Genomic DNA, 25,786 nt, shown 5'->3' with positions numbered 1-25,786 from the left:
ATCTCCATCGGCGTCGCCATGCACGATCGATACCGGCGCGCTTGACGGCGGGCAAGCCGGCGCCGCATGAGGGCGGCTTCCCGCCGATGGAGAGTGTCCCCATGCCGCAGGCCCGAATGATCGATGGCAAGGCCATCGCCGCCGCCTTGCGCGCACAGATCGCGACCGAGGTCGCCGGCATCAAGGCGGCGAGCGGCAAGGTGCCCGGCCTGCATGTCGTGCTGGTCGGGGACGATCCGGCGAGCCGCGTCTATGTCGCCTCGAAAGAGAAGCTCGCGGTCGAGGTCGGCATGAACTCGGTCGCCCACCGCCTGGCGGCCGACACCAGCCAGGAAACCCTGCTGGCCAAGCTCGCGGAACTCAACGCCGACGACGCGGTCGACGGCATTCTCGTGCAGCTGCCGCTGCCGAAGCATCTCGACACCGCAGCCGTGATCGACGCCATCGACCCCGCCAAGGATGTCGACGGGCTGCACCCGCTCAATGCCGGCCGCCTCGCCGGCGGCAAGATCGATCCCGAGCACCTGCTCGTACCGTGCACGCCGCTGGGCTCGATGCTGCTGCTGAAGAGCGTCCTGCCCGCGCTCGCGGGGCTCGAGGCGGTGGTGATCGGCCGCTCCGAACTCGTCGGCCGCCCCGTCGCGCAATTGCTGCTGCAGGCCGACTGCACGGTGACGATCGCCCATTCGCGCACGAAGGATCTGGCAGCCGTGGTGCGCCGCGCCGACATCGTCGTCGCTGCGGTCGGCCGCCCCGGCTTCGTCAGGGGCGACTGGATCAAGCCCGGCGCGACGGTGATCGATGTCGGCATCAACCGCCTGCCCGACGGCAAGCTCACCGGCGACGTCGCCTTCGCGGAAGCCGCCGACATCGCCGGCGCGATCACCCCCGTCCCCGGCGGCGTCGGCCCGATGACGATCGCCTGCCTGCTGCGCAACACGCTGACGGCGTTCAAGGCGCGGCGGGGATAGGCTCAGACGTCATGCTCGGGCGAAGACCTGAGCATCTCGGGACGAGAGGGCGACTTTAGACCGGGATCATTCTTCGATACCGCGTAGCAGATCCTCGATGGCGGTTTTCAAGGCTGGCAGATCATCCATCACGATCGACCAGATGAGGCCTGAATCGACACGCCAGTACTCATGCCTCAGCCTGTTACCGATCCCACGGACCTCGCCCCATGCGATTTCCGGCTTCGTCGCGATCAGGGCGTCGGGGAGATGGCGCGTCGCTTCCGAGATGATCTCCAGCGATCGCTCCGTCGCGCGTTGCAGAAAAAGCGCTCTGGAAAACGACGCTTCAGTATGGCGGGAAAGCTCGCTCTCCACGAGCATGATCGCGTCGAAAAATTTCCTGCAGGACAACATCGACGCGACGGGCCATCAGAAGATCCTGACGGCCTCGCTCTCGATTTGGTCTTTCAGCTTCGGATGCAGGCTCGATCGAGTCGTCAGGTCGATCTCGACGCCGAGTTCTTCGGCCAAGTATAGCTGCATGCCCACGAGATCGAGCAGCGAGAACTTCCGGCCGGGCTCGATGTCGATGAAGATGTCGATGTCGCTGTCGGCTCGCGCCTCGTTGCGGGCGGTGGAGCCATAGACGAACGCCGCCCTGGCGCCGCGCTGGCGCAAGGCATCCGTACGACGGACCAGTTCGGCAGTGGCCTCATCCCGCGTCATGGCCCCATCTTACACCAGACGGGGCCGGACGCGAAGAACGGCGCCAGTCACATATGAATCTGGCGCTTCTCGACGGCCATCGCCGCTTCCTTGACCGTCTCGGCCAGCGTCGGATGGGCGTGGCAGGTGCGGGCGAGGTCTTCCGACGAACCACCGAACTCCATCAGCACGGTGACTTCCGCGATCAGGTCGCCGGCGCGGGGGCCGATGATGTGGCAGCCCAGGACGCGGTCGGTCTTGGCGTCGGCCAGCACCTTCACGAAGCCGTCGGTCTGGCGCATCGCGCGGGCGCGACCATTGGCGGTAAAGGGGAACTTGCCGACCTTGTAGTCGACGCCCGCCGCCTTCAGCTCCTCCTCGGTCTTGCCGAGCGAAGCGACCTCCGGCGAGGTGTAGACGATGCCGGGGATCGCGTCGTAGTTCACATGGCCGTGCTTGCCGGCGATGATCTCGGCGACCGCGACGCCCTCGTCCTCGGCCTTGTGCGCCAGCATCGGGCCGCGCACCACGTCGCCGATGGCGTAGATGCCCGCGACATTGGTCTTGAAGTGGTCGTCGATGACGACGCGGCCGCGCTCGGTGGCGACGCCCGCACCCTCCAGCCCGAGCCCGTCCGTGTTCGGGCGGCGGCCGATCGCGACCAGCACGATGTCGGCGGCCAGCGTCTTCGCCTCGCCGCCTGCGGCGGGCTCGACCGTGACGGTCGCGCCCCCCTTCTTCCCGGTCTCGACCTTCGTGACCTTCGAGCCGAGGATGAATTCGAAGCCCTGCTTCTCCAGGATGCGCTGGAACTGCTTGCCGACCTCGGCGTCCATGCCCGGCAGGATGCGGTCGAGATATTCGATCACGGTGACCTTGGCGCCGAGCCGGCTCCAGACCGAGCCGATCTCCAGCCCGATCACGCCGGCGCCGACCACGACGAGTTCCTTGGGAACGGCGGTTAGCTCGAGCGCCCCCGTCGAGGTCACGACCGTCTTCTCGTCAATCGCGACGCCCGGCAGGCCGGCGGCCTCGGAGCCCGTGGCGATGACGATGTTCTTGGTCTCGAGCTCCTTGGTCGAGCCGTCCTCGGCGGTGACGACGACCTTGCCGGCGGCCGGAATGCTGGCCGTGCCGTGGAAAGGCTCGATCTTGTTCTTCTTCAAAAGGAAGGCGACGCCGTTGACGTTGGCATCCACCGTCTCCTTCTTGTGGGTCATCATCTGCTTGAGGTCGAGCGTCGGGGTGCCGACGACCACGCCGAGGCTCGGGAAGACATGACCCGCCTCGGCGAACATCTCGGAGGCGTGCAGCAGCGCCTTGGAGGGGATGCAGCCGACATTGAGGCAGGTGCCGCCATGCGTCTTGCGCTTCTCGACCACAGCGACCTTGAGGCCGAGCTGGGCGGCGCGGATGGCGCAGACATAGCCGCCAGGGCCGGTTCCGATGACGACGAGATCGTAGGACATGGCAACATTTACCTTATTGGCGCACTTGTGGACCAAGCTTGATTGCTCGTCTCACAAATCCTGTTGTATTCTAGCGTGCCGAGGTGGATGATAAGGAGTATTGTTACAATAATAATACATGTATACATACCTACGCCCGATAAATTCAATTCAAATTTCAAGCCGTCAAAATATATCTTGTCGACTGAGTAAGCCAGTCCAGGCGCAGATGTGAAGACTACCAAGCAAAATCTGTACATTCGTATGTTCTTCTGACTGTTAAGAGCTGGGCTGTCAGGGAATATCCGAGAATAGAGCTGGAAACACATGTACAATATCGCCACTTCGCACACAAAAACAATAAATACGCGAGTTGGTACATTATTTAACCACAAAAAACCGCTCTCATCCACAAAGAACCATACCAAAAGGCCTGCGACTAGCGCTGCAAAAAAACATAAAATCAAAAATAATCTAATTTTATCGGATTTACGCATTGTGAAGACGCCTAATCCGAGTAATGAGAGAGTCAATTGCAACAGCAAAAAAGGTAAAGACAATTGCCCGGATAAATTCTTGACTTATAAGTGCATTAATAGCAGACAAAATACACAACGTAATACCAAAATATGAAACCGCGACTTCAATATAAGGCTTCCCCAAAGGTCTTAGAGGCCTCTGCACATACTCCGATTTTTGCAAAGGCGCAGAGTCCTCACCGCGCAAAGAGAGGTTAATAGCATCGGCTATCAACTCTCGCTCATGCCGCGTGAGTTCAGACATCACTTGGGAATGGGTTGTCTGAGCAACCACATGATCATCTCCCCATAAATCTAAACTGGATCGAGGGCGATGGCCGATCATGGGATCTGCAACTTCAACCTTTCGCTCCCACCGTCCAATATCATGGCTCCGGCTTGGCTCGATACGGCGACGTTCGCGAAGTGAACCGCCTCCATCGCGAGAGCGAGAACCCAACATCCGCTGTTGCTTTACCCCTTCAAATTCTTGAATTACCATTCCAGCCCCCTAGGGATTATAGGTAACCACTTTCCGCTCGATCAGCTTTGACATTTGCGCTTCAGCAACCTGAACTTTCTTCAGTGCAGACTCGGCATGCTCTCCAATTTTCTTTAAATCATCAATGCCGACATCGATTATATACTCTATATCCCTCTCGATGCCGTCAGAAATGATCATGTGGATTTGCGACGTAACAATAAAATTGACTATCTGGCTACGATCCAACGAAAATATAGGCTTGAGATTTGTCAATATTTTAAAACTGTGAAAATGATGGTTTGTCGAAAAATATATATCAGACGCCTTATCGAGGACTTTAACTTTATTGAGACTAAACTGAGATATCAAACTCGTGAAAAGAACTTTGAACCGATCTATTTGTTCGGCTGAGAAAACGTCACTAGGCAACCCCAAAGCGATGCGGGCAACCAACTCGCGAGAGTCAATGCCCATCTCGTCCATCATTCGAACAAGAGAAAGAGATATTGTTGATATTGGATCAGCAAGCTCAGGACCAAAGGCAACAACGTTAGCCTCTGTATAATCCTTCAATGAGAATTGATCAGCAACATTCCAATCAATTCTAGCCATGCCATCCTTGACCGCCTGTTCGTGCGCTAGAATAGTGGCTATCAATTTGACATTTCGTTCCGACGTGCGCAACGGCTGCATGGTACCCATCTCCTCACAGATCCAGCACGAGCCGCGCCGGGTCCTCCAGGGCCTCCTTGATCCGGACGAGGAAGGTCACCGCCTCCTTGCCGTCGATGATGCGGTGATCGTAGCTGACCGCCAGATACATCATCGGCCGCACCACGATCTGGCCGCCGACGACCATCGGGCGCTCCTGGATCTTGTGCATGCCGAGGATCGCCGACTGCGGCGCGTTCAGAATGGGCGTCGACATCAGCGAGCCGTAGACGCCGCCATTCGAGATGGTGAAGGTGCCGCCCTGCATGTCCTCGATCTTGAGGGCGCCCTCGCGGGCCTTCTTGCCGAGCGTGCCGATCGCCTTCTCGACGCCGGCGATGGAGAGCTGGTCGGCATCGCGCACGACCGGAACCACCAGGCCCTTGTCCGTGCCGACCGCGACGGCGACGTGATAGTAGTTCTTGTAGATGATGTCGGTACCGTCGATCTCGGCGTTGACGGAGGGGATCTCCTTCAGCGCCTGGACGCAGGCCTTCACGAAGAAGCCCATGAAGCCGAGCTTCACGCCGTGCTTCTTCTCGAACACGTCCTTGTACTGGTTGCGCAGGGCCATCACCGCCGACATGTCCACCTCGTTGAAGGTGGTCAGCATCGCAGCCGTCGCCTGCGCTTCCTTGAGGCGGCGCGCGATGGTCTGGCGCAGCTTGGTCATCTTCACGCGCTCTTCGCGCGAGGCGTCGTCGACCGGCGACGGCGCACGGACCTGCACGGGCGCGGCCGGAGCGGAGGCGGCAACCGCAGGGCCGGTCGCGATCGCGGCCAGCATGTCGCCCTTGGTGACGCGGCCGTCCTTGCCGGACGCATTGACCTTGGACGGGTCGACGCCGCTCTCGGCGGCCAGGCGCGACACGGCCGGGCCGGAATCGGCGGCCTTGGTCGCGGGCTTGATCTCGCTGTCGCCGGCCACTTCCCCGGCCTTCGCCTCGGCGGCGGCGGTGGTCGCCTCGCCGGCCTTGCCGGAGGCCTGCGCCACGGCGGTATCGGCCTTCTTCTCCTCGGCCTTGGCGGCAGGAGCCGCAGCCTTGCCCTCGCCGGCCGAGATCATGCCCAGCAGCGCGCTGACGCCGACGGTGTCGCCTTCCTTGGCGACGATCTCGCCGAGCACGCCGGCGGCCGGCGCGTTGACCTCGAGCGTCACCTTGTCGGTCTCGAGCTCGAACCAGCGGCTCGTCTGCCTTAACAGTGTCTCCCGGCTTCTTGAACCACTTGCCGATGGTGGCCTCGGAGACGGATTCGCCGAGGGTGGGTACGCGGATTTCGGTCGCCATGTCAGGCCTCTGTTCTGTTCTGTCTGACGTTTTGGGTGTCTGGGCGTCAGCCGGCGAAGGCTTCGTCCAGGAAGGCGTTGAGCTGGGCGAGATGCTTGGACATCAGGCCGGTCGCGGTCGCGGCCGAGGCCGGGCGGCCGACATAGCGCGGCCGCTTCGACTTCGAGCCGGCATGGCCCAGCACCCATTCCAGATAGGGCTCGACGAAGGTCCAGGAGCCCATGTTCTTCGGCTCCTCCTGGCACCACACCACGTCGGCGCCCTTGAAGCGCGCCAGCTCCTGCGCCAGCGACTTCAGCGGGAAGGGATAGAGCTGCTCGACGCGCATCAGGTAGACATCGTCGATGCCGCGCTTCTCGCGCTCGTCCAGCAGGTCGAAATAGACCTTGCCCGAGCAGAGGATGACGCGCCGGATCTTCGAATCCTTGACCAGCTTGGTCGTCGAGTTGCCGCGCTCGGCGTCGTCATGCAGCACGCGGTGGAAGGTCGAGCTCTCGGCCAGCTCATCCAGCGTCGAGACGCAGCGCTTGTGGCGCAGCAGCGACTTCGGCGTCATCAGGATCAGCGGCTTGCGGAAATCGCGCTTCAGCTGGCGGCGCAGAATGTGGAAATAGCTCGCCGGCGTCGAGCAGTTCGCCACCTGCATGTTGTCCTCGGCGCACATCTGCAGGAAGCGCTCGAGACGGGCCGACGAGTGCTCCGGACCCTGGCCCTCATAGCCATGCGGCAGGAGGCAGACGAGGCCCGACATGCGCAGCCACTTGCGCTCGCCCGAGGAGATGAACTGGTCGAACACGACCTGCGCGCCGTTGGCGAAGTCGCCGAACTGCGCCTCCCAGCAGGTCAGCGCATTCGGCTCCGACAGCGAATAGCCGTATTCGAAGCCGAGCACCGCCTCCTCCGAGAGCATCGAATTGATGACCTCGTAGCGGGACTGGCCCTCGCGGATGTGGTTGAGCGAGGTGTGGCGGGCCTCCGTCTCCTGGTCGATCAGCACCGAATGGCGCTGTGAGAAGGTGCCGCGCTCGCAATCCTGGCCCGAGAGGCGCACCGGGTTGCCGTCGAGCAGCAGCGAGCCGAAGGCCAGCGCCTCGGCGGTCGCCCAGTCGATGCCCTGCCCGGTCTCGACCGCCTTGCGGCGGTTGTCGAGGAAGCGCTGGATCGTCTTGTGCACGTTGAAGCCCGGCGGCACCGCCGTGATCTTCTCGGTGATCTCGCGCAGGACGTTGGCGTCGACGCCGGTGGCGCCGCGGCGCGGATCATCCTCGTCGGCACGGATCGCCTTCATGCCGGCCCAACGGCCGTCGAGCCAGTCGGCCTTGTTCGGCTTGAAGGACTGCCCGGCCTCGAACTCGACCTCGAGCTTCGCCTTCCAGCCCGCCCGGATCTCGTCGACCTCGCCGGGCTGGATCACACCCTCGGCCTCGAGCTTGGCGGTGTAGAGTTCCAGCGTCGTCTTGTGCCCGCGGATCTTGCGGTACATCAGCGGCTGGGTGAAGCCCGGCTCGTCGCCCTCGTTATGGCCGAAGCGGCGATAGCAGAACATGTCGATGACGACCGGCTTGTGGAACTTCTGCCGGAACTCGATCGCGACCTTCGCCGCGAAGACCACCGCCTCCGGATCGTCGCCATTCACATGGAACACCGGCGCCTCGACCATCTTCGCCACGTCGGACGGATAGGGCGAGGAGCGCGAATAGCGCGGATAGGTGGTGAAGCCGATCTGGTTGTTGATGATGAAGTGGATCGAGCCGCCGGTGCGGTGGCCCTTCAGCCCGGACAGGCCGAGGCACTCCGCCACCACACCCTGGCCGGCGAAGGCGGCGTCGCCATGCAGCAGCAGCGGCAGCACCTTGGAGCGCTCGACGATGTCGCCGAACTGGTCCTGCTTGGCGCGCACCTTGCCGAGCACGACGGGGTCGACGATCTCGAGATGTGAGGGGTTGGCGGTCAGCGAGATGTGGACGTTGTTGCCGTCGAACTCGCGGTCGCTGGAGGCACCAAGATGGTACTTCACGTCGCCCGATCCCTCGACGTCGTCGGGCGCGAAGGAGCCGCCCTTGAACTCGTGGAACAGCGCGCGATGCGGCTTGCCCAGCACCTGGGTCAGCACGTTCAGGCGGCCGCGATGGGCCATGCCGAAGACGATGTCGCGCACGCCGAGCGCGCCGCCGCGCTTGATGATCTGCTCCAGCGCCGGGATCAGCGCCTCGCCGCCGTCCAGGCCGAAGCGCTTGGTGCCGGTGTACTTGAGATCGATGAACTTCTCGAAGCCCTCGGCCTCGACGAGCTTGTTCAGGATCGCCTTCTTGCCCTCGCGGGTGAAGGCGATCTCCTTGTCAGGCCCCTCGATGCGCTCCTGCAACCAGGCCTTCTGCTCCGGGTCGGAGATGTGCATGAACTCGATGCCGACCGTGCTGCAATAGGTCCGCTGGAGCACGGCGACCATCTCGCGGATGGTGGCGAACTCCATGCCGAGCACGTTGTCGATGAAGATCTTGCGGTCGAGATCGGCCTCGCCGAAGCCGAAGGCGGCCGGCGACAGTTCCTCATTGTCGGTGCGGCTCTCGATGCCGAGCGGATCGAGCTTGGCATGGAGATGGCCGCGCATCCGGTAGGCGCGGATCAGCATGATCGCGCGGACGGAATCGCGCGTCGCCTGCTGCACGTCGGCAGCCGAAATCTCGACGCCCTTGGCCTGGGCCTTACCCTTGAGCTTGTCGGAGACGACCTTCTCGACCACGGCCCAGTTGCCGTCCAGCGCCGAGACCAGTTCGCCATTGGCGTGGATCGGCCAGTTCGGCTTGGTCCAGGAAGCGCCCTTGGCGTTCTGGACGATGGACGCGCCATCATCCTTCAGCCCGGCGAAGAAGCCCTGCCACTGCTCGTCGACCGACTTCGGATCGGCCTGGTAGCGGGCGTAGAGGTCCTCGATATAGGCCGCGTTGCCGCCATAGAGGAAACCCGTCTGCGCGAGAGCCTCGTTGATGTCCTGGCGAGCCATGGTGCCTTTGCCTTTCAGAATGCTTCGTACCGGAACCGCGACCTGACCCCTCCCCCTTGTGGGGAGGGGCAGGGGTGGGGGTCGACCCGCATGGTGAGCGCTCGCCAGGCGGCACCACCCCCATCCCCAACCCTTCCCCGCAAGGGGGAAGGGAGAAAACCTCAGCCCTTCAACACTTCGACCAAGGTCTTTCCAAGGCGCGCCGGCGAGGGCGAGACCCGGATGCCGGCGGCTTCCATCGCCGCGATCTTGTCCTCGGCGCCGCCCTTGCCGCCCGAGATGATCGCGCCCGCATGGCCCATGCGGCGGCCGGGAGGGGCCGTGCGGCCGGCGATGAAGCCAACCATCGGCTTCTTGCGACCGCGCTTGGCCTCGTCCTTGATGAACTGCGCCGCGTCCTCTTCGGCCGAGCCGCCGATCTCGCCGATCATCACGATCGACTTGGTGTTGTCGTCGGCCAGGAACATCTCGAGCATGTCGATGAACTCGGTGCCCTTGACCGGGTCGCCGCCGATGCCGACCGCGGTCGTCTGGCCGAGGCCCTCGCGGGTGGTCTGGAACACCGCCTCATAGGTCAGCGTGCCCGAGCGCGAGACGATGCCGACCGAGCCGGGCTTGAAGATGTTGGCCGGCATGATGCCGATCTTGCTCTCGCCCGCCGTCACGACGCCGGGGCAGTTGGGCCCGATCAGCCGCGACTTGGAGCCGACCAGCGAACGCTTGACCTTGACCATGTCGAGCACCGGGATGCCCTCGGTGATGCAGATGATCAGCGGGATCTCGGCATCGATCGCCTCGCAGATCGCGTCCGCCGCGCCCGGAGGCGGCACATAGACGACGGATGCGGTGGCGCCGGTCTTGGCCTTGGCCTCGTGGACGCTGTCGAAGACCGGCAGGCCGAGATGAAGCGAGCCGCCCTTACCCGGCGAGGTGCCGCCGACCATCTGCGTGCCATAGGCGATCGCCTGCTCGGAGTGGAAGGTCCCGTTCTTGCCGGTGAAGCCCTGGCAGATGACCTTGGTGTTCTTGTCGATCAGGATGGACATGGTTGCTCCTCAAGCCTTCTTGATCGCGGCCACGATCTTCTGCGCGGCGTCGTCGAGGTCGTCGGCGGGAATGACGTTGAGGCCCGAGGACGAGATGATATCCTTGCCTTCCTGGACGTTGGTGCCCTCGAGGCGCACGACCAGCGGAACCTGCAGGCCCACCGCCTTCACCGCGGCGATGACGCCGCGCGCGATGACGTCGCACTTCATGATGCCGCCGAAGATGTTGACCAGGATGCCCTTCACCTTCGGGTCGGCGGTGATGATCTTGAACGCCGCCGTCACCTTCTCTTCCGAGGCGCCGCCGCCGACGTCGAGGAAGTTGGCGGGCGATTCCCCATAGAGCTGGATGATGTCGAGCGTGGCCATGGCCAGGCCCGCGCCATTGACCATGCAGCCGATCGTGCCGTCGAGCGCGATATAGGCGAGGTCATATTTCGAGGCCTCGATCTCCTTCTCGTCCTCTTCCGTCGTGTCGCGCAGCGCGACGATCTCGGGGTGGCGGTAGAGCGAGTTGGAATCGAACGAGATCTTGGCGTCCAGGCACTTGATCTGGCCCTGCTTGGTCACGATCAGCGGGTTGATCTCCAGCATGTCCATGTCCTTGGCCACGAACGCGGTGTAGATCTGGCCCAGCACCGTGCCGGCCTGCTTGGCAAGGTCGCCGGAGAGGCCGAGGATGCGCGCCATGCTGCGGCCGTGATGGGGCATGATGCCGGTGGCGGGATCGACCGAGAAGGTCTCGATCTTCTCCGGTGTGTCATGGGCCACCGCCTCGATGTCCATGCCGCCTTCCGTCGAGACGACGAAGGCGACGCGCGAGGTCTCCCGGTCGACCAGCGCCGAGAGGTAGAACTCCTTCTCGATGTCCGAGCCGTCCTCGATGTAGAGGCGGTTGACCTGCTTGCCGGCCTCGCCGGTCTGCGCGGTGACGAGCGTGTTGCCGAGCATCTCCTTGGCGTGGGACTCGACCTCCTCGACCGACTTGGCGAGACGCACGCCGCCCTTGGCGTCGGGGCCGAGTTCCTTGAACTTGCCCTTGCCGCGGCCGCCCGCATGGATCTGCGACTTCACGACATAGAGCGGTCCCGGCAGCTTCTTGGCGGCCTCGACCGCCTCCGCCACCGTCAGGGCGGGGAAGCCGGCGGAGACCGGCGCGCCGAACTCCTTGAGGACGGCCTTGCCCTGGTATTCGTGGATGTTCATGTGCTCGGTTTCCCTGGAAGCTTATGGGGGATGGCGGGGCGGGCGGGTCCGCACGGCGCGCGATGAGCGCACCACCGGACCCGCCCGTCCTGGATCACGCCAGTGACGAATCGATGGCCTTGCACGCGTCGATCAGGCCCTGGACCGAGGCGACCGACTTCGCCAGCATCTCCTTCTCGGCGGCGTTGAGGCGGATCTTGACGACCCGCTCGACACCCTTGGCGCCGATCACCACCGGCACGCCGACGAACATGTCCTTGACGTCGTACTGGCCGCGCAGCGCGGCAGCCGCCGGCAGGACGCGCTTCTGGTCCTTGAGATAGCTCTCGGCCATCGCAATCGCCGAGGCCGCCGGGGCGTAGAAGGCCGAGCCGGTCTTGAGCAGGTTGACGATCTCGCCGCCGCCCTTGCGGGTGCGCTCGACGATGGCGTCGAGACGCTCCTGCGTCGTCCACTTCATCTTGACGAGATCGGGCAGCGGGATGCCGGCGACGCCGGAATAGCGCACCAGAGGCACCATGTCGTCGCCATGGCCGCCGAGCACGAAGGCCTGGACGTCCTTGACCGAGACCTGGAACTCGTCGGCAAGGAAGTGGCGGAAGCGGGCGGAGTCGAGCACGCCGGCCATGCCGCAGATCATGTTGGGCTTCAGGCCAGAGAACTTCTGCAGCGCCCAGACCATCGCGTCGAGCGGGTTGGTGATGCAGATCACGAAGGCCTTGGGGGCGTAGGTCTTGATGCCCTCGCCGACGGCCTTCATCACCTTGAGGTTGATGCCGATCAGGTCGTCGCGGCTCATGCCGGGCTTGCGCGGCACGCCGGCGGTGACGATGATCACATCGGCGCCCTTGATGTCCTCATAGGACGAGGTGCCCTTGTAGGCAGCGTCGAAGCCGTCGACCGGAGCCGACTCGGCGATGTCGAGGCCCTTGCCCTGCGGGATGCCGTCGGCGATGTCGAACAGCACGATGTCGCCGAGTTCCTTCAAGCCGGCGAGATGGGCGAGCGTGCCGCCGATCTGGCCGGCGCCGATGAGGGCGATCTTCTTGCGGGCCATGGCCTAGTCCTTTGTCCTGACGCTGCGAAAAGCCGGAGTCCCGGCGAAACCGTGCGTTCCTTTGGCCCAAATGGCCCTTTTGCCGCAACCCTCGCGCGATAAGGCGCGCAAGCCCGGCACAGGCCGCCGCCGCCCGGCACAGGCTCGTCGCACACTCGACTTATCAAGCACTTACCGGAAAACACCCGGTCAACCGACCCAGAATGACACGGAATGGCTGTAATGACAATTTACACGGGATGTAATTCGTCACGCCGTTTTGTCAGACGATCCCGCTGATCAGCACCCGCAGCGAGACGCGGATCAGCGTCGACAGGCGGATATCGACCGAGGCCTGCGGCACGTCCGATTCCAGCTCCAGCGCCGCAGGATGGATGAAGCGGTGGGTCGCGTCGATGACGAAGGCGATCGCCCGGTCGCGGTCGCGCGGCTCGAAGGTGCCCGAGGCGATGCCCTCGTCGATCACCCGCTCGAACAGCGCCCGCACCCGGGCCCGGTTGCGCCGGCTGATGGCATGGCGCTTCGCCACCGCCTGCGACAGGGCGGCGAAGAGGTGCGGCTCCTCGGCCAGCAGGTCGCGATTGGCCTTGGCCAGCGCCAGGATCAGCCGCTCGAGCTTGTCGTCGGCGGGGTCCGGCCCGTCGGCGATGTCGGCGAGGCGCCGCTCCGTCGCCTTCAGCCAGACATCGACGACGGCATCGACCAGCGCCGCGCGCGAGGGGAAATAGCGATAGACATTGGCATGGGTCATGCCCGCCTCTTCGGCCACCGCGACGACCGTGAAGCGCTTCAGCCCGAACCGACGCAGATGCTCGCTGGCGACCGTGAGGATGCGGGTCTCGCTCGGCTCGCGCTGGGTCATGGCGCTATCGGGCCCCGGGGACTGACATCAGCGACACCATCCTCACGTCTCCACCAGCCCACCGCTGTCGCCTGAGGCCGCCGAATCCGCCCGGCCATGCGGAAGGCCGAGGTAATCGTCGGAGCGCATCTCGATCAGCCGCGAGACCGTGCGGTCGAACTCGAAGGCCTCGCGTCCGGTCTTCGCGCGGTAGAGCTCATGCGGCTCGGCCTGCGCCGAGGCGACGAGCTTCACATGATGCTCGTAGAGCGTGTCGATCAGAATGATGAAGCGCTTGGTCTCGTTGCGCTGCTCGTCGGCCAGCACCGGAATATCGTCGAGCACGAGCGTGTGGAAGCGCTGCGCCAGCGCGATATAGTCCGAGGCGCCATAGGCCTTGCTGCAGAGATCGCCGAAGCCCGCCCGCGCCACGCCGGCCGCCGCCTGCGGCACCACCAGCTCGTGGCCCTTCACGTCGATGACGAGGCGCTGGCCCTTCGCCGCGCCGGAGAGCTTGCGGAAGGCGTCGTCGAGCGCGGCCTCCGCCGCCGCATCGGCCGGCACACGATAGACCGGCGCGCCGCCGAGCTTCTCCAGCCGGAAATCGGTGCGCGCCTCGAGCTTGAGCACCTCGACCTTCTCGGCCAGCAGCGCCACGAAGGGCAGAAACAGCGCCCGGTTCAGCCCGCCCTCATAGAGCCGCGACGGCTCGACATTCGAGGTCGCGACCACCACGACGCCGGCGGCGAACAGCGCCGTGAACAGCCGCCCGAGGATCATCGCATCGGCGATGTCGGTGACGGTGAACTCGTCGAAGCAGAGCAGCCGCGCCTCCTTCGCCAGCTCCGCCGCGACGGGGCCGATTGGGTCCGGATCCTTGACCTCGCCGGCCTTGAGCTTCTGGCGATAGGCGTGGATGCGGCCATGGACGTCGGCCAGGAATTCATGGAAATGCACCCGCCGCCGCAGCGGCATCGGCACGGAGTCGTAGAACAGATCCATCAGCATGGTCTTGCCGCGGCCGACCGAGCCCCAGATGTAGAGCCCCTTGGGCACGTCCCTGGCCGCCGCCTTCTTGCCGAAGAGCCAGCCCAGCGCGCTGCTCTTCTGCGCTAGGCGCTGCGCGGCCAGCGCCTCGGCCAGACCCTGCAGCCGCTTCACCACCACGACCTGCGCCGGATCGCGCTCGATCGCCCCGGATTCGACCAGGGCGGCATAGCGTTGGGCGATCGAGGCGGTCATGGCGGGGCGGTCTTCGGGCAGGCGCTGGGGACTCCCGGGTTACGGCAGCCCCGCCGGCCCGGCAAGAGCGGAGGGAGGCAAACCCCTCCCCCTTGTGGGGAGGGGAAGGGGTGGGGGTCGAAAAGCCAGGGCGCGTCGCTGAAGAGGGAGCCGTATCGCCGTTGCAGCCGCGCTGGTCCGGCTCGCGCTCACCAGGCGGCCCCACCCCCACCCCTGCCCCTCCCCACAAGGGGGAGGGGTTCCCCGCGCTTGACCCGCCCAAAACGGCCCCGCCCCCGCCCCGGCCTCAGGCCGCCGCCAAGCGCGCCCTTGGGTTACGCTTGCGGAAGCGGCGCTTCGCCCAGATCACCAGCCCCGTGCCCCAGAGTCCGGCCAGCACCAGCGACAGCGCGAGGTTGAGCCCGCTGCCCCAGAGCGCATGCCAGTTGCCCTCGTGCAGCGCGCGCGGCCAGTTCATCGGCGGCGTCGCGAGACCCTCGCGCGTCACCACCACGCCGGTCAGCCGGTTGCCGACATAGACCCGCGCCAGCAGCCGCCCGCCGCGCACCCGCAGCGAGGTCAGGTCGGCGAGGTCATGCGCGCGGGCGACCAGCGGGATCGCCTCCGCCAGCGGCAGCCGCGCCGGCCGCGCCCCGCCCGTCGGCGCCGCCGCCGGGATCAGGGTGATGCCGAAGGCGATGGCGAGCCCGGTCAGCGGCGACAGCACGATCAGCGGCAGGAAGACCCACGCGGAGACATTGTGCCAGCCGCCCAGCGTGTTGCGGAAACGCGGCCAGCCCATCAGCACGCCCAGCAGCGCCAGCACCAGCATCGCGATGGTCGAGGCGGTGACGAGCCAGCCGAGATCGAGCAGCAGCCGCTCATGCAGCTGCCGCGCCGTGCCGAACCATGCGGCCCAGCCCGGCTCGTCGATCTCCTCGCCGCTGCGCAGGCTGACATCGACCGAGCCGTCCGGCCCGACGCCGTTCAGCGTCATCAACTGGTCATAGGTGCGGATCGTCAGCCCGGTCGCCTGGCCCTGCGGATCGAATTTCTGCAGCGCCGCCAGCACCGAGGCCTCGGTCACCGGCGCCGCGGGGCGCGTGCGCTGCGCCAGCGGTTCGACCGAGAGCACGAGACCGCTCAGGATCAGCGCCAGCAGCGGCAGGGCGAAGACGAGCGTGATCCAGCGGTGGAACCGCAGCCAGTAAGGCTTGAGCATCATGGGGATGACTTTCGGAAGAGCAGCGTCGCCTTGGAACAATTCTAAAGTTGGAACGGCCCCGGCGGCAATGGGGCGGGCGCTCGTCTTTGCGCTGGATCAAGGCGACGGAACCACGCACCGAAACCCCCGACCGGCTCACGCCGCGGGGTTTCGGGCTCTTCAAGGCGTATCCGAGGGGATGCGCGGGACGGGGTGGCGTCGCAGTCGACGGCTGCGTGCCGATGTCGATGTCGAATGTCGTGTCGAAGCAGCGCCAACAGCCGCCGCACCGTCCCGCGCGCGGTTGTCTGGGGGTCCCTCGTCGTCCCTACGTCCCGGCACGGGCTCGGGCCTGCCCAGTTTCGGCCCTGACGATCGACGGCACCTCCATGGCGTCCGGCCAGCGACGGCCTTCCCCCATGAACACCGCACCCTCCCCGGCCACACGACGCCTCGCGAAGCCCCCTCGGTCGGGGAGAGCGAGGGGAGAATAGGGTCGGGTGCGAGGGGCGGGGATAAGGTTTGTCGCAGGGTGCAAACGTGCCCGGCCAAGGCGCGGGGAACCCTCTCCTGTAAGGAGAGGGCAGGGAGAGGTGTCGGCCGTTATCCGGATAGGGCGAACCCTGCCCGCCGGCTGCGGTTGGCTCAGCGTTTCGCAGGTCCAGGGGCCGACACCTCTCCCCTGCCCCTCTCCTTACAGGAGAGGGGTTCCTCGCGCCCATCGACGGCCGCCCCCACCGCCCCTCAACTCCGCCCGGGAATCATCCGGATGGCGTTGCCGAGATGGGTGGCGCAGCCCTTCATGTCCTCCTTGGCCATGCGGTCGGCGGCCAGGGTCATTTCCTTCATGGCGATCGCCTTCTTGTCCGGGTCGGTCAACTTGGCGGTCTCGGCGTTCATCTTGGCCAGTTCGGCATCGCTGCAGGTCGTCGGCGGCAGCGGCGTGGTGTCCGGCGCCGCCGGAGCGGTCTGCGCCCCGGCCGGCGCCAGCGCCAGCCCGACGCCGAGCGCGGCGAGGATGAGGGTGGTCCTGAACATGATCTCTCTCCCTGAAGGGGCCGGAAGGGCCCTTTCGCGGGAAACAGGGCGTGGGGAGGATTGTTCCGGGGGGCTCGCGGGCCGGAGACAGGCTGTCGAAGCGGGGCGCGTCTGCTCTTCTCACGCGAGGGGAGAAGGTGCCCCGTTAGGAGGATGAGGGCTGAGTGACTGACGGGCTCGAGGGATCAGCCGGGGCGCTTGGCGCAGGGGCCGGACGAGGAGTCAGGCAAGCATGGCAACGCGGCCGGAGCCGTGTTCCTTACGGATGGGCGCGCCATGGGGGGGGTGACTTGTCCCGTCGATGTGGGGGCGGGGAATTCAAGGGAGGGGGCGGTGGAAATTCCAGCCACAGCTCATGGTGTTCGCCGATCCCTTTCTCTTGAACTGTTCCAAGTTCGGAATAAGCTGCGTAAATCTAATGCATCGGGGGCACAATGAGCATCGAGAGAATTTCAGACGATAGCATAAATAACGATGGTCTTACGATTAGATCGCTGCCAAAAACTGCATTGCAGGCTATCTATCATGCCGCCACTGGTAAAACTGAGAACTTATCAAAGGGATTGAATGGAAATGTTGTTATAAAGCACGCCGATTTTGATCGACTGTACAGAATGTTAATTGATCAGACCCACATGTATGAGCAGGTAATTTCTCCTGTCGTAACAGTTGTTGTCAAAAATGCAAATGATAAAACAGTTACATATAGCTCATGGGAACGATTTTTAGCACTTCAATTCAATAATCACGATGTTACTTCTGATGCTGTTATAAAGATAGAATTTGTTTTGAAATTGCCAAACACGGCTGTTTCTCAAAGATGCGTTATAAACATAGATCTTGATTCTGCCCTTCCAATAATCGACAGAGGCTCAAAAGATTCGTCGAATGATGATGGTTTCGGATTTTTTATACTATTTGCTCAAAGAGAATGGAAAACAGTTCAAATATCGATAGATTTTGTTGATTTTCTTGTCGCCAAGGCGTTCGTGAATATAACTGAGGAATGGTTCTCCTCACTTGAAAAGACTCCGACTAGTAAATTAAACGAATCATTAATTTCTAAGTATGAAATTATTCGCGGCTGTCTTTCACAGTCCGGCCGTATCGGTATTGCTATATTTCTAATGGGATACATTTATTTCTCTGGTAGTCAATCTGATTCGTTGTCTAGGCTTGTTTATGCTATATCGGTTGGGCTGTTAATATGGGCTGGATTCTCAATATTTGATTCGTATATATCAAAAATGCTATTCCGTCGCATATACAAAAATATTATACCTACTGTGATACTAATCAGCGAAGGTGACAATTCATCATACAATAAAATTATCGATAACTTGAATTCTCCCTCAAACACGATCGTTATATTTTGTGTCACAATAATTATTAATATTTTGTTAAACGTTATTGCAAGTTATATATATACTTATTTAACATATCCGAAATCAGCTTTTCTGATTAATGGTGGATTATTCTATGGTTGATTGCGTTTTTATATCATGAATCTAATTGAAATCACACAAGGCGCCGACGCCCTGTGTAGCTGCCCTCCCTAGATCACGCGCGGGAAACCCCTCTCCCGGATGGGAGAGGGGCAGGGGTGAGGGACCGCCGCTGGTCGCTGAAACGAAACGGAGCCGTTGCGCCCTCTGGCTGCGAGGGCAGGCCCTCATCCGGCGCTCCGCGCCACCTTCTCCCATCCGGGAGAAGGGAAGATGGCGTCGCGGTTCCGCCGCCTACCCTCTCCGCCCCCGTCTCTCCCCAGCCCCCTTCGGCCGCTGCTCGGTCCTCGGCCCCATCTCGTCGAGCGTCGGCTTTTTCGGCAGCGCCCGCGACACCGGCTTGCCCTCGCCGCCGCCGAAATTATGCGGGCCCATATCGGCGTCGGTGGGTTTGCGGGCGCGGGTCGGCGGCAGGTTGGCGCTGTCGCCATAGCTGCGCTCGCCCTTGTACTTGCCGGCCGAGGCCTCGACATCGCCCTGGCGGGCGAGCGGATCGTCGGAGATGGCGAGTTCGGTCGCCTGCAGGCGCTTGATCTCGTCGCGCAGCCGGGCGGCGGTCTCGAATTCGAGATCGGCCGCGGCCTCGCGCATGCGCTTTTCGAGATCGGCCAGCGCCGCCTTGAAATTGTGCCCGGCTGCCGGCGTGCCGAGCCCGGCATCGACGGTGACATGGTCGCGCTCATAGACGCTGCCGAGAATGTCGCCGATGGCGCGCTTGATCGTCTGCGGCGTGATGCCGTGCTCGGCATTATAGGCGAGCTGCTTCTCGCGGCGGCGGCTGGTCTCGGCCAGCGCCCGCTCCATCGAGCCGGTGATGTGGTCGGCATAGAGGATGACCTTGCCGTCGACATTGCGGGCGGCGCGGCCGATCGTCTGGATCAGCGAGGTCTCGGAGCGGAGGAAGCCCTCCTTGTCGGCGTCGAGAATGGCGACGAACCCGCATTCGGGAATGTCGAGCCCCTCGCGCAGCAGGTTGATGCCGACGAGGACGTCGAAGGCGCCCAGCCGCAGATCGCGCAGGATCTCGATGCGCTCGATCGTGTCGATGTCGGAATGCATGTATCTGACACGGACGCCGTTCTCGTGCAGATACTCGGTCAGGTCCTCGGCCATGCGCTTGGTCAGCACGGTGACGAGCGTGCGGTAGCCCTGCGCCGTGACCTCCTTGATCTCGTCGAGGAGGTCGGCGACCTGGTGCTTGGCGGGGCGGATCTCGACCGGCGGGTCGATCAGCCCGGTCGGGCGGATGACCTGCTCGGTGAAGACGCCGCCGGTCTGCTCCATCTCCCAGGAGCCCGGCGTCGCCGAGACATGCACCGATTGCGGGCGCATCGCGTCCCATTCCTCGAAGCGCAGCGGCCGGTTGTCCATGCAGGAGGGCAGGCGGAAGCCGTATTCCGCCAGCGTCGCCTTGCGCCGAAAGTCGCCGCGATACATGCCGCCGATCTGCGGCACGGTGACATGGCTCTCATCGGTGAAGACCAGCGCATTGTCGGGCAGGTATTCGAACAGCGTCGGCGGCGGCTCGCCCGGCTTGCGGCCGGTGAGATAGCGCGAATAGTTCTCGATGCCGTTGCAGGAGCCGGTGGCCTCGATCATCTCGATGTCGAAGGTGCAGCGCTGGTCGAGCCGCTGCGCCTCGAGGAAGCGGCCCATCGAATTGAGCTCGTCGAGGCGCGCCTTCAGCTCCTCCTTGATGCTCTTCACGGCCTGGGTCAGCGTCGGCCGCGGCGTGGTGTAGTGCGAATTGCCGTAGACCTTGACGAATTCGAGGTCGGCGGTCTTCTGCCCCGTCAGCGGGTCGAACTCGGCGATGCTCTCGACCTCGTCGCCGAACAGGCCGATGCGCCAGGCGCGGTCCTCATAGTGCGCCGGGAACAGCTCGATCACGTCGCCGCGCACGCGGAAGCTGCCGCGGGTGAAGTCGTGCTGGGTGCGCTTGTATTGCAGCGCCACCAGATCGGCGATGAGCTGGCGCTGCTCGACACGCTCACCCAGCTTGATGCCGAAGGTCATCGCCGTATAGGTCTCGACCGAGCCGATACCGTAGATGCAGGACACCGAGGCGACGATGATGACGTCGTCGCGCTCGATCAGCGAACGCGTCGCCGAATGGCGCATCCGGTCGATCTGCTCGTTGATGGACGACTCCTTCTCGATGAAGGTGTCCGAGCGCGGCACATAGGCCTCGGGCTGGTAGTAGTCGTAATAGGAGACGAAATACTCGACCGCGTTGTCGGGGAAGAAGCTCTTGAACTCGCCATAGAGCTGCGCCGCCAGCGTCTTGTTCGGCGCCAGGATCAGCGCCGGGCGCTGCGTCTTCTCGATCACCTGCGCCATGGTGAAGGTCTTGCCCGAGCCGGTGACGCCGAGCAGCACCTGGTCGCGCTCCTGCCGGGCAATGCCCTCGACCAGCTCGGCGATCGCGGCCGGTTGGTCGCCGGCGGGCTCGTATTCCGAATTCATCCGGAAGCGGATGCCGCCCTCGGACTTGTCCGGCCGCGGCGGGCGGTGCGGCACCCAGGCCTTGCCCGGCTCGATGAAGGGGTTGCCGCTCTCCAGCAGCGTCTGCAGCGAGGTCGCGGTCGCGGCAGCAGCGCCCTCCGCCCCGATGAAGGCGGCATCGGCCTTTTTCGAGAGCTTGCGCCTGGGCCTCTCCTCGCCGCCGGGCCGTTCCGTTGCGTAGCTCGGCTTCGCCTCATAGCCGGCCTGCGGCTTGTCGGAGAACCCGGCCGCGCCGCCGGGCACGGCCTTGCCGCGGTTGATCGCCGGGTTGAGCAGATCGGCGAGATAGCCCTCCAGCGGCTTCAGCTCCTGCCGAGACGCCTTGGAATTGGGCGTGCGCGCCGAGGACGGCTTCTTGGCGGGCTTGGGTTTGGCGGGCGAGTCTTTGGCGGGTGTGTCGGACATCCCGGCAATATGGGGTGCATCCCCGCCGCGCGCGAGAGGGTGCGGCGCATGGGGGAGCGCACTGGTGACAGGAGCTGGCAGGAGTGGCGCCGTTTCGGAGGGGTGGCGGACGCCCTTTCGCAATGGACTTGTCATGCGATGTCGCCATGATCGCGGACCACTGCGAGCGGCAACGCGCGCGCACCCTATCGCCTTCACCTCATGAGGACACGCCATGCGCCGACGCGTCATTGCGATCATGGCGGGAGCCGCCGCCCTGCTCGCCGCGGCGGGGGCGCAGGCGGTCGGGCCGGACTGGACCTGGCTGGACGAGGACCCGGAATACCGCCAGGCGCGCCGCTGGATCGAGGAGAAGAACTTCCCGCCCGCCATCGAGAAGCTGGAGGTGCTGCTGAAGCGCTCGCCGCACTCGCCCGTGCTGCTGAACTGGCTCGCCTTCTCGCACCGCAAGCTGAAGAACTACCCGCTCTCGAAGCAGTATTACGACGCCGCGCTGATGCGCGACCCGACCTTCCTGCCCGCGCTCGAATATCAGGGCGAATGGTTCATCGAGACCGGCGACATGGCCTCGGCCAAGGCCAACCTCGCCAAGCTCGCCAGCCTCTGCGGCCGCTGCCACGAATGGCAGGACCTCGACGAGGCCATCGCGAAGGCGGAGGGGCGGTAGGCGCGTCATTCTCGGGCTCGACCGCGACCCGGAATCGCGGGGAACCCCTCTCCTGTAAGGAGAGGGGCAGGGGAGAGGTGTCGGCCCCTCAACCAGCAAAGCGCCAACCCAATCGCTGCGCCGGTGAGGTCTCACGCCACCGTCAAGCGGCCTACCCCTCACCCTGCCCTCTCCCTACGGGAGAGGGTTCTCCGTCGAGGTTTCCCCGCCCCAGCCAACCCACTATCCCCGCCGCCGCAGCGACGCCGGTGGCGAAGCAGCCCTGCAGCAGATAGCCGCCGGTCGGCGCTTCCCAGTCCAGCATCTCGCCGGCGACGAAAACGCCTGGCAGGCGCCGCAGCATGAAGCCTGCGTCGATCTCGGAGGCCGCGATGCCGCCGGCGCTGGAGATCGCCCGGTCGATCGGCATCGTCCCGGTCAGGCGCAACGGCGCACTCTTGATCGCCGCCGCGAGCGCCGCGGGGTTTTCGTCGAGCTTTCCCGCGACGCTGTCGCGCAGCACGGCGACCGCCGCCGGCGAGAGCCCTGCCGCCTTGCGCAGATGGTTGCTGAGCGTCTCGCCCGGCCGGCGCTTGCCGAGCTTCTCGGTCAGCCGGGCGAGGTCGAGATCCGGACGCAGGTCGATCTCCAGCACCGCCGAACCGTCCCGCGCGATCGCCTCGCGCAGCGGCCCCGACAGCGCATAGATCGCGCCGCCCTCCAGCCCATGGGCGTCGATCATCGCCTCGCCCGCAATCTTTTTGCCGGCAAAGCACAACGTAATCCGCTTCAGCGGCGCGCCGGCGAAACGCTCGCGCAGCGTCTGCGACCAAGCTACCGCGAAGCCGCCATTGGCCGGCCGCAGCGGCGCCACCGCGACGCCCCTCCCCGCCAGCAGCGGAACCCAGCCGCCATCGGAGCCCAGCCGCGGCCAGCTCGCCCCGCCCAGCGCCAGCAGCGTCGCATCCGGCGTGAGCGTTACCTCGCCGGCCGCCGTAGCGAAGGTCAGTTCGCCCTCGTCGTTCCAGCCGGTCCAGCGCCGGCCGGCTTCGAGCCGCACGCCGAGACCGTCGAGCCGGCGCAGCCAGGCGCGCAGCAGCGGCGAGGCCTTCATCGCCTTCGGGAAAACGCGACCGCTGGTGCCAATGAAGCTCTCCGCGCCGAGGCCATCGGCCCAGTCGCGCAGTGCCTGCGGCGGGAAGGCCGCGACGGCCGGTTCGAGCCAGTCCCGCGCCGCGCCGTAATGCGGCAGGAAGGTCTCCAGCGGCTCGGAATGGGTCAGGTTCAGCCCGCCGCGCCCGGCGAGCAGGAATTTCCGCGCCGGCGACGGCATCCGCTCATGGATCGTGACGCGGTGGCCGGCCTGCGCCAGCCGCTCGGCGGCGATCAGCCCGGCGGGGCCGGCGCCGATGATGGCGATGTCTTTGCTGTGCATCGGGTCGGCTTGCGCCGTCGGGCGTCGCGGGTCAAGCGATCAGGCGTCGGCGGACGCACGCTCGTCATTCTCGGGCTTGACCCGAGAATCTCTGGCCGGCACGGCAGCGGAGCCTCATCGTCACGAGATGCTCGGGTCTGCGCCCGAGCATGACGGTTCGCCTCACGCCCGCGCAAAGGTCTCGTCGAAGGCGTAGCCCGCGCCGCGGACCGTGCGCAGCGGGTCCTTGGCGTCGCCCGGCGTGATCGCCTTGCGCAGGCGCCCGACATGCACGTCGACGGTGCGCTCGTCGATATAGACGTCGCGGCCCCAGACGGCGTCGAGCAGTTGCGCGCGCGAATAGACCCGGCCCGGCGCCTGCATCAGGAATTCGAGCAGGCGGAACTCGGTCGGGCCCAGATGCAGCTCCTCGCCGGAGCGGCGCACGCGCCGCGTTGTGCGGTCGAGTTCGAGATCACCGGCCGTCAGCAGACCGGCGACATGGCCGGGCTTCGCCCGGCGCAGCAGCGCCTGGATGCGCGCGATCAGCTCCGGCAGGGAGAACGGCTTGACGACATAGTCGTCTGCGCCGGTGGCGAGCCCGCGCACCCGCTCGGTCTCCTCGCCACGCGCGGTGAGCATGATGATCGGCACCCGCTCGGTGTCGCGGCGCGCCCGCAGCCGGCGGCAGAGTTCGATGCCCGACAGCCCCGGCAGCATCCAGTCCAGCAGCACGAGATCGGGCGTGTTGTCGCGCAGGTGCAGCTCGGCGTCGTCGCCGCGCGCCACGCTGTCAACCACGAAGCCCTCGGCCTCGAGATTGTAGCGCAGCAGCAGGGTGAGGGGTTCCTCGTCCTCGACGATCAGGATGCGGGCGGCCATGGCACGGTTCCAGATAATGGGTGGTGCAGGCGTCATTCTCGGGCTTGACCCGAGAATCTCGGCGACCGGAGGGTCCCGGTTTCGGAGATGGTCGGGTCAAGCCCGACCATGACGTGCTGCAATGTCAGCTCCCCGTCACGGCCTCAACCGTGATGTCGGTGGTCTCGAGCTTGGGACGGTTGATGTCGAGCGACTCGCCGGTGACGAGATAGTGGATCGTCTCGGCGATGTTGGTGGTGTGGTCGCCGATGCGCTCGACGTTCTTGGCGCAGAACAGGAGATGCGTGCAGAAGGTGATGTTGCGCGGATCTTCCATCATGTAGGTCAGAAGCTCGCGGAAGAGCGAGGTGTAGAGCGCGTCGATCTCGCCGTCGCGGTGCCAGACATCGAGGGCCTTCTGCTCATTGCTGGTGGCGTAGGCGTCGAGCACGTCCTTGAGCTGCGCCTGGACAAGCCGGCTCATATGCTCGAGCCCGACCACGGCCCGGTGCGGCGGCGAGAACTGGCCGGAGATCGCCACGGCGCGCTTGGCGATGTTCTTGGCGAGGTCGCCGACGCGCTCGATGTCCGACGCGATGCGGATCGCCGAGATCAGCTCGCGCAGGTCCTGGGCGAGAGGCTGGCGCCGGGCGATCGTCAGCACGGCGCGCTCCTCGACGTCGCGCTGCAGGTTGTCGAGGCGCTGGTCGGCCGAGATCACCTTCTGGGCCAGCGTCGTGTCGCGGCGCACCAGCGCAACGGTGGAGTCGCCGAGCATGCGCTCGGACATCCCGCCCATCTCGGCGAGGCTGCGGCGCAGCGACTCGAGATCGGCGTCGTAGGAGCGAACGATATGGTCGGTCATCGCGGCTAGGTCCTTCGAATGCGGGGCTGAAGCGGAGGGCAGTCAGCCGAATCGGCCGGTGACGTAATCCTGCGTCTGCTTCTTGCCTGGGTTCATGAAGATCGTGTTGGTCGCGTCGAACTCGATCACCTCGCCGAGATACATGAAGGCGGTGTACTGCGAGATGCGCGCCGCCTGCTGCATGTTGTGGGTGACGATGACGATGGTGAAGTCGGTCTTCAGCTGCTCGAGCAGGTCCTCGATCTTGCCGGTCGAGATCGGGTCGAGCGCCGAGGTCGGCTCGTCGAACAGGATGACCTCGGGCTTCTGGGCGATGGTGCGCGCGATGCACAGGCGCTGCTGCTGGCCGCCGGAGAGACCCATGCCGGAGGTCTTGAGTTTGTCCTTGACCTCGTCCCACAGCGCGGCACGGCGCAGCGCGCCCTCGACGCGGTCGTCGAGCTCGGACTTCGGCGGCTTCTCGTAGAGGCGGATGCCGAAGGCGACGTTGTCGTAGATCGACATCGGGAAGGGCGTCGGCTTCTGGAAGACCATGCCGATGCGCGAGCGCAGCTCGTTGACGTCGACGTCGTTGGAGATGACGTTGCGCCCGTCCAGCATCACCTCGCCGGTCGCCTTCTGCTCGGGGTAGAGCGAGTAGATCCGGTTGAAGATTCGCAGCAGGGTCGACTTGCCGCAGCCCGAGGGGCCGATCAGCGCGGTGACGTGCCGGTCGCGGAAGTCGAGATTGATGTTCTTCAGCGCCTTGTGCTCGCCATAGTAGAAATCGAGGTTCTTCACCGCGATCCGGACGGGCGCATCGGCATCGAGCGTCTGCGGGCTGAGTTCGAGGGTGGACAGCATCGAAGGGTTCCTTCGGA

The 25,786-nt window shown here is 64.6% G+C and carries 22 protein-coding genes and 1 pseudogene; 3 read left to right on the top strand and 20 right to left on the bottom strand.

The window, feature by feature from the left end; translation table 11 throughout:
• Positions 1 to 101: 101 nt before the first annotated feature.
• The gene (gene folD, locus SJY11_RS07265) at positions 102 to 971 is read left to right on the top strand and encodes a bifunctional methylenetetrahydrofolate dehydrogenase/methenyltetrahydrofolate cyclohydrolase FolD (RefSeq protein ID WP_376985940.1); all 870 of its coding nucleotides are present in this window, start codon (positions 102 to 104) and stop codon (positions 969 to 971) included.
• Positions 972 to 1,037: 66 nt separating this feature from the next.
• Here folD and SJY11_RS07260 read toward each other — a convergent pair whose 3' ends face one another.
• The 15 genes and pseudogenes from SJY11_RS07260 to SJY11_RS07190 all read right to left on the bottom strand — a co-directional run bounded on the left by SJY11_RS07260 (position 1,038) and on the right by SJY11_RS07190 (position 16,725).
• The gene (locus SJY11_RS07260) at positions 1,038 to 1,334 is read right to left on the bottom strand and encodes a HepT-like ribonuclease domain-containing protein (RefSeq protein WP_376985939.1); all 297 of its coding nucleotides are present in this window, start codon (positions 1,332 to 1,334) and stop codon (positions 1,038 to 1,040) included.
• Positions 1,335 to 1,382: 48 nt separating this feature from the next.
• A complete protein-coding gene (locus tag SJY11_RS07255) occupies positions 1,383 to 1,679 on the bottom strand; it encodes a nucleotidyltransferase family protein (protein ID WP_326905689.1) in 297 nt (98 codons plus the stop codon).
• 47 nt (positions 1,680 to 1,726) lie between these two features.
• On the bottom strand, positions 1,727 to 3,127 hold the full coding sequence (lpdA, locus tag SJY11_RS07250; protein WP_376985938.1) for a dihydrolipoyl dehydrogenase: 1,401 nt from the start codon (positions 3,125 to 3,127) through the stop codon (positions 1,727 to 1,729).
• Between the two features lie 468 nt (positions 3,128 to 3,595).
• Entirely contained in the window at positions 3,596 to 4,126 is a 531-nt protein-coding gene (locus tag SJY11_RS07245; RefSeq protein WP_376985937.1) for a hypothetical protein, read from the bottom strand.
• A 9-nt stretch (positions 4,127 to 4,135) separates the two neighbouring features.
• Entirely contained in the window at positions 4,136 to 4,801 is a 666-nt protein-coding gene (locus SJY11_RS07240) for a hypothetical protein (RefSeq protein WP_376985936.1), read from the bottom strand.
• Positions 4,802 to 4,814: 13 nt separating this feature from the next.
• Positions 4,815 to 5,978 (bottom strand): 2-oxoglutarate dehydrogenase complex dihydrolipoyllysine-residue succinyltransferase, encoded by a 1,164-nt coding sequence (odhB, locus tag SJY11_RS07235; RefSeq protein WP_376985935.1) that lies wholly within the window; start codon positions 5,976 to 5,978, stop codon positions 4,815 to 4,817.
• Between the two features lie 64 nt (positions 5,979 to 6,042).
• Positions 6,043 to 6,108 (bottom strand): annotated as a pseudogene (locus SJY11_RS07230) (hypothetical protein); the annotation flags it as partial.
• Between the two features lie 46 nt (positions 6,109 to 6,154).
• Positions 6,155 to 9,112: a 2-oxoglutarate dehydrogenase E1 component gene (locus tag SJY11_RS07225; RefSeq protein WP_376985934.1), complete on the bottom strand. Its 2,958-nt coding sequence runs from the start codon at positions 9,110 to 9,112 to the stop codon at positions 6,155 to 6,157.
• A 161-nt stretch (positions 9,113 to 9,273) separates the two neighbouring features.
• Positions 9,274 to 10,158 carry a succinate--CoA ligase subunit alpha gene (sucD, locus tag SJY11_RS07220; protein WP_069056452.1) on the bottom strand — a complete coding sequence of 295 codons (885 nt, stop codon included), beginning with the start codon at positions 10,156 to 10,158 and terminating at the stop codon, positions 9,274 to 9,276.
• A 9-nt stretch (positions 10,159 to 10,167) separates the two neighbouring features.
• Positions 10,168 to 11,364 carry an ADP-forming succinate--CoA ligase subunit beta gene (gene sucC / locus SJY11_RS07215; protein ID WP_326905683.1) on the bottom strand — a complete coding sequence of 399 codons (1,197 nt, stop codon included), beginning with the start codon at positions 11,362 to 11,364 and terminating at the stop codon, positions 10,168 to 10,170.
• A 94-nt stretch (positions 11,365 to 11,458) separates the two neighbouring features.
• A complete protein-coding gene (mdh, locus tag SJY11_RS07210; protein WP_376985933.1) occupies positions 11,459 to 12,421 on the bottom strand; it encodes a malate dehydrogenase in 963 nt (320 codons plus the stop codon).
• A 262-nt stretch (positions 12,422 to 12,683) separates the two neighbouring features.
• Positions 12,684 to 13,283 (bottom strand): TetR/AcrR family transcriptional regulator, encoded by a 600-nt coding sequence (locus tag SJY11_RS07205; RefSeq protein ID WP_376985932.1) that lies wholly within the window; start codon positions 13,281 to 13,283, stop codon positions 12,684 to 12,686.
• A 42-nt stretch (positions 13,284 to 13,325) separates the two neighbouring features.
• Complete coding sequence (zapE, locus tag SJY11_RS07200; RefSeq protein WP_376985931.1) at positions 13,326 to 14,504, bottom strand: cell division protein ZapE; 1,179 nt, start codon at positions 14,502 to 14,504, stop codon at positions 13,326 to 13,328.
• Between the two features lie 286 nt (positions 14,505 to 14,790).
• Positions 14,791 to 15,708 (bottom strand): PepSY-associated TM helix domain-containing protein, encoded by a 918-nt coding sequence (locus SJY11_RS07195; RefSeq protein ID WP_376985930.1) that lies wholly within the window; start codon positions 15,706 to 15,708, stop codon positions 14,791 to 14,793.
• Positions 15,709 to 16,431: 723 nt separating this feature from the next.
• On the bottom strand, positions 16,432 to 16,725 hold the full coding sequence (locus tag SJY11_RS07190) for a hypothetical protein (protein WP_376985929.1): 294 nt from the start codon (positions 16,723 to 16,725) through the stop codon (positions 16,432 to 16,434).
• 434 nt (positions 16,726 to 17,159) lie between these two features.
• Here SJY11_RS07190 and SJY11_RS07185 point away from each other — a divergent pair, with 434 nt between their 5' ends.
• Positions 17,160 to 18,212 carry a hypothetical protein gene (locus tag SJY11_RS07185; RefSeq protein WP_376985928.1) on the top strand — a complete coding sequence of 351 codons (1,053 nt, stop codon included), beginning with the start codon at positions 17,160 to 17,162 and terminating at the stop codon, positions 18,210 to 18,212.
• Positions 18,213 to 18,464: 252 nt separating this feature from the next.
• Here SJY11_RS07185 and uvrB read toward each other — a convergent pair whose 3' ends face one another.
• Positions 18,465 to 21,140, bottom strand: coding sequence for an excinuclease ABC subunit UvrB (gene uvrB, locus SJY11_RS07180; RefSeq protein WP_376985927.1), 2,676 nt, complete (start codon positions 21,138 to 21,140; stop codon positions 18,465 to 18,467).
• A gap of 214 nt (positions 21,141 to 21,354) precedes the next feature.
• Between uvrB and SJY11_RS07175 the strand changes: the two genes are divergently transcribed.
• Positions 21,355 to 21,807 (top strand): tetratricopeptide repeat protein, encoded by a 453-nt coding sequence (locus tag SJY11_RS07175; RefSeq protein ID WP_376985926.1) that lies wholly within the window; start codon positions 21,355 to 21,357, stop codon positions 21,805 to 21,807.
• Positions 21,808 to 21,958: 151 nt separating this feature from the next.
• On the opposite strand, the gene SJY11_RS07170 is transcribed toward SJY11_RS07175, so the two are convergent.
• The 4 genes from SJY11_RS07170 to pstB all read right to left on the bottom strand — a co-directional run bounded on the left by SJY11_RS07170 (position 21,959) and on the right by pstB (position 25,769).
• Entirely contained in the window at positions 21,959 to 23,221 is a 1,263-nt protein-coding gene (locus SJY11_RS07170) for a TIGR03862 family flavoprotein (RefSeq protein ID WP_376985925.1), read from the bottom strand.
• A gap of 162 nt (positions 23,222 to 23,383) precedes the next feature.
• Positions 23,384 to 24,082, bottom strand: coding sequence for a phosphate regulon transcriptional regulator PhoB (phoB, locus tag SJY11_RS07165; protein WP_267521366.1), 699 nt, complete (start codon positions 24,080 to 24,082; stop codon positions 23,384 to 23,386).
• Between the two features lie 124 nt (positions 24,083 to 24,206).
• Positions 24,207 to 24,926 carry a phosphate signaling complex protein PhoU gene (gene phoU, locus SJY11_RS07160; RefSeq protein WP_376985924.1) on the bottom strand — a complete coding sequence of 240 codons (720 nt, stop codon included), beginning with the start codon at positions 24,924 to 24,926 and terminating at the stop codon, positions 24,207 to 24,209.
• Between the two features lie 42 nt (positions 24,927 to 24,968).
• Positions 24,969 to 25,769: a phosphate ABC transporter ATP-binding protein PstB gene (pstB, locus tag SJY11_RS07155; RefSeq protein ID WP_267521364.1), complete on the bottom strand. Its 801-nt coding sequence runs from the start codon at positions 25,767 to 25,769 to the stop codon at positions 24,969 to 24,971.
• Between the last annotated feature and the right edge of the window lie 17 nt (positions 25,770 to 25,786).

The sequence above is a fragment of the Allobosea sp. R86505 genome, assembly GCF_042466375.1.
GTDB lineage: Bacteria > Pseudomonadota > Alphaproteobacteria > Rhizobiales > Beijerinckiaceae > Allobosea.
This window is presented reverse-complemented; position numbering and strand designations above follow the sequence as displayed.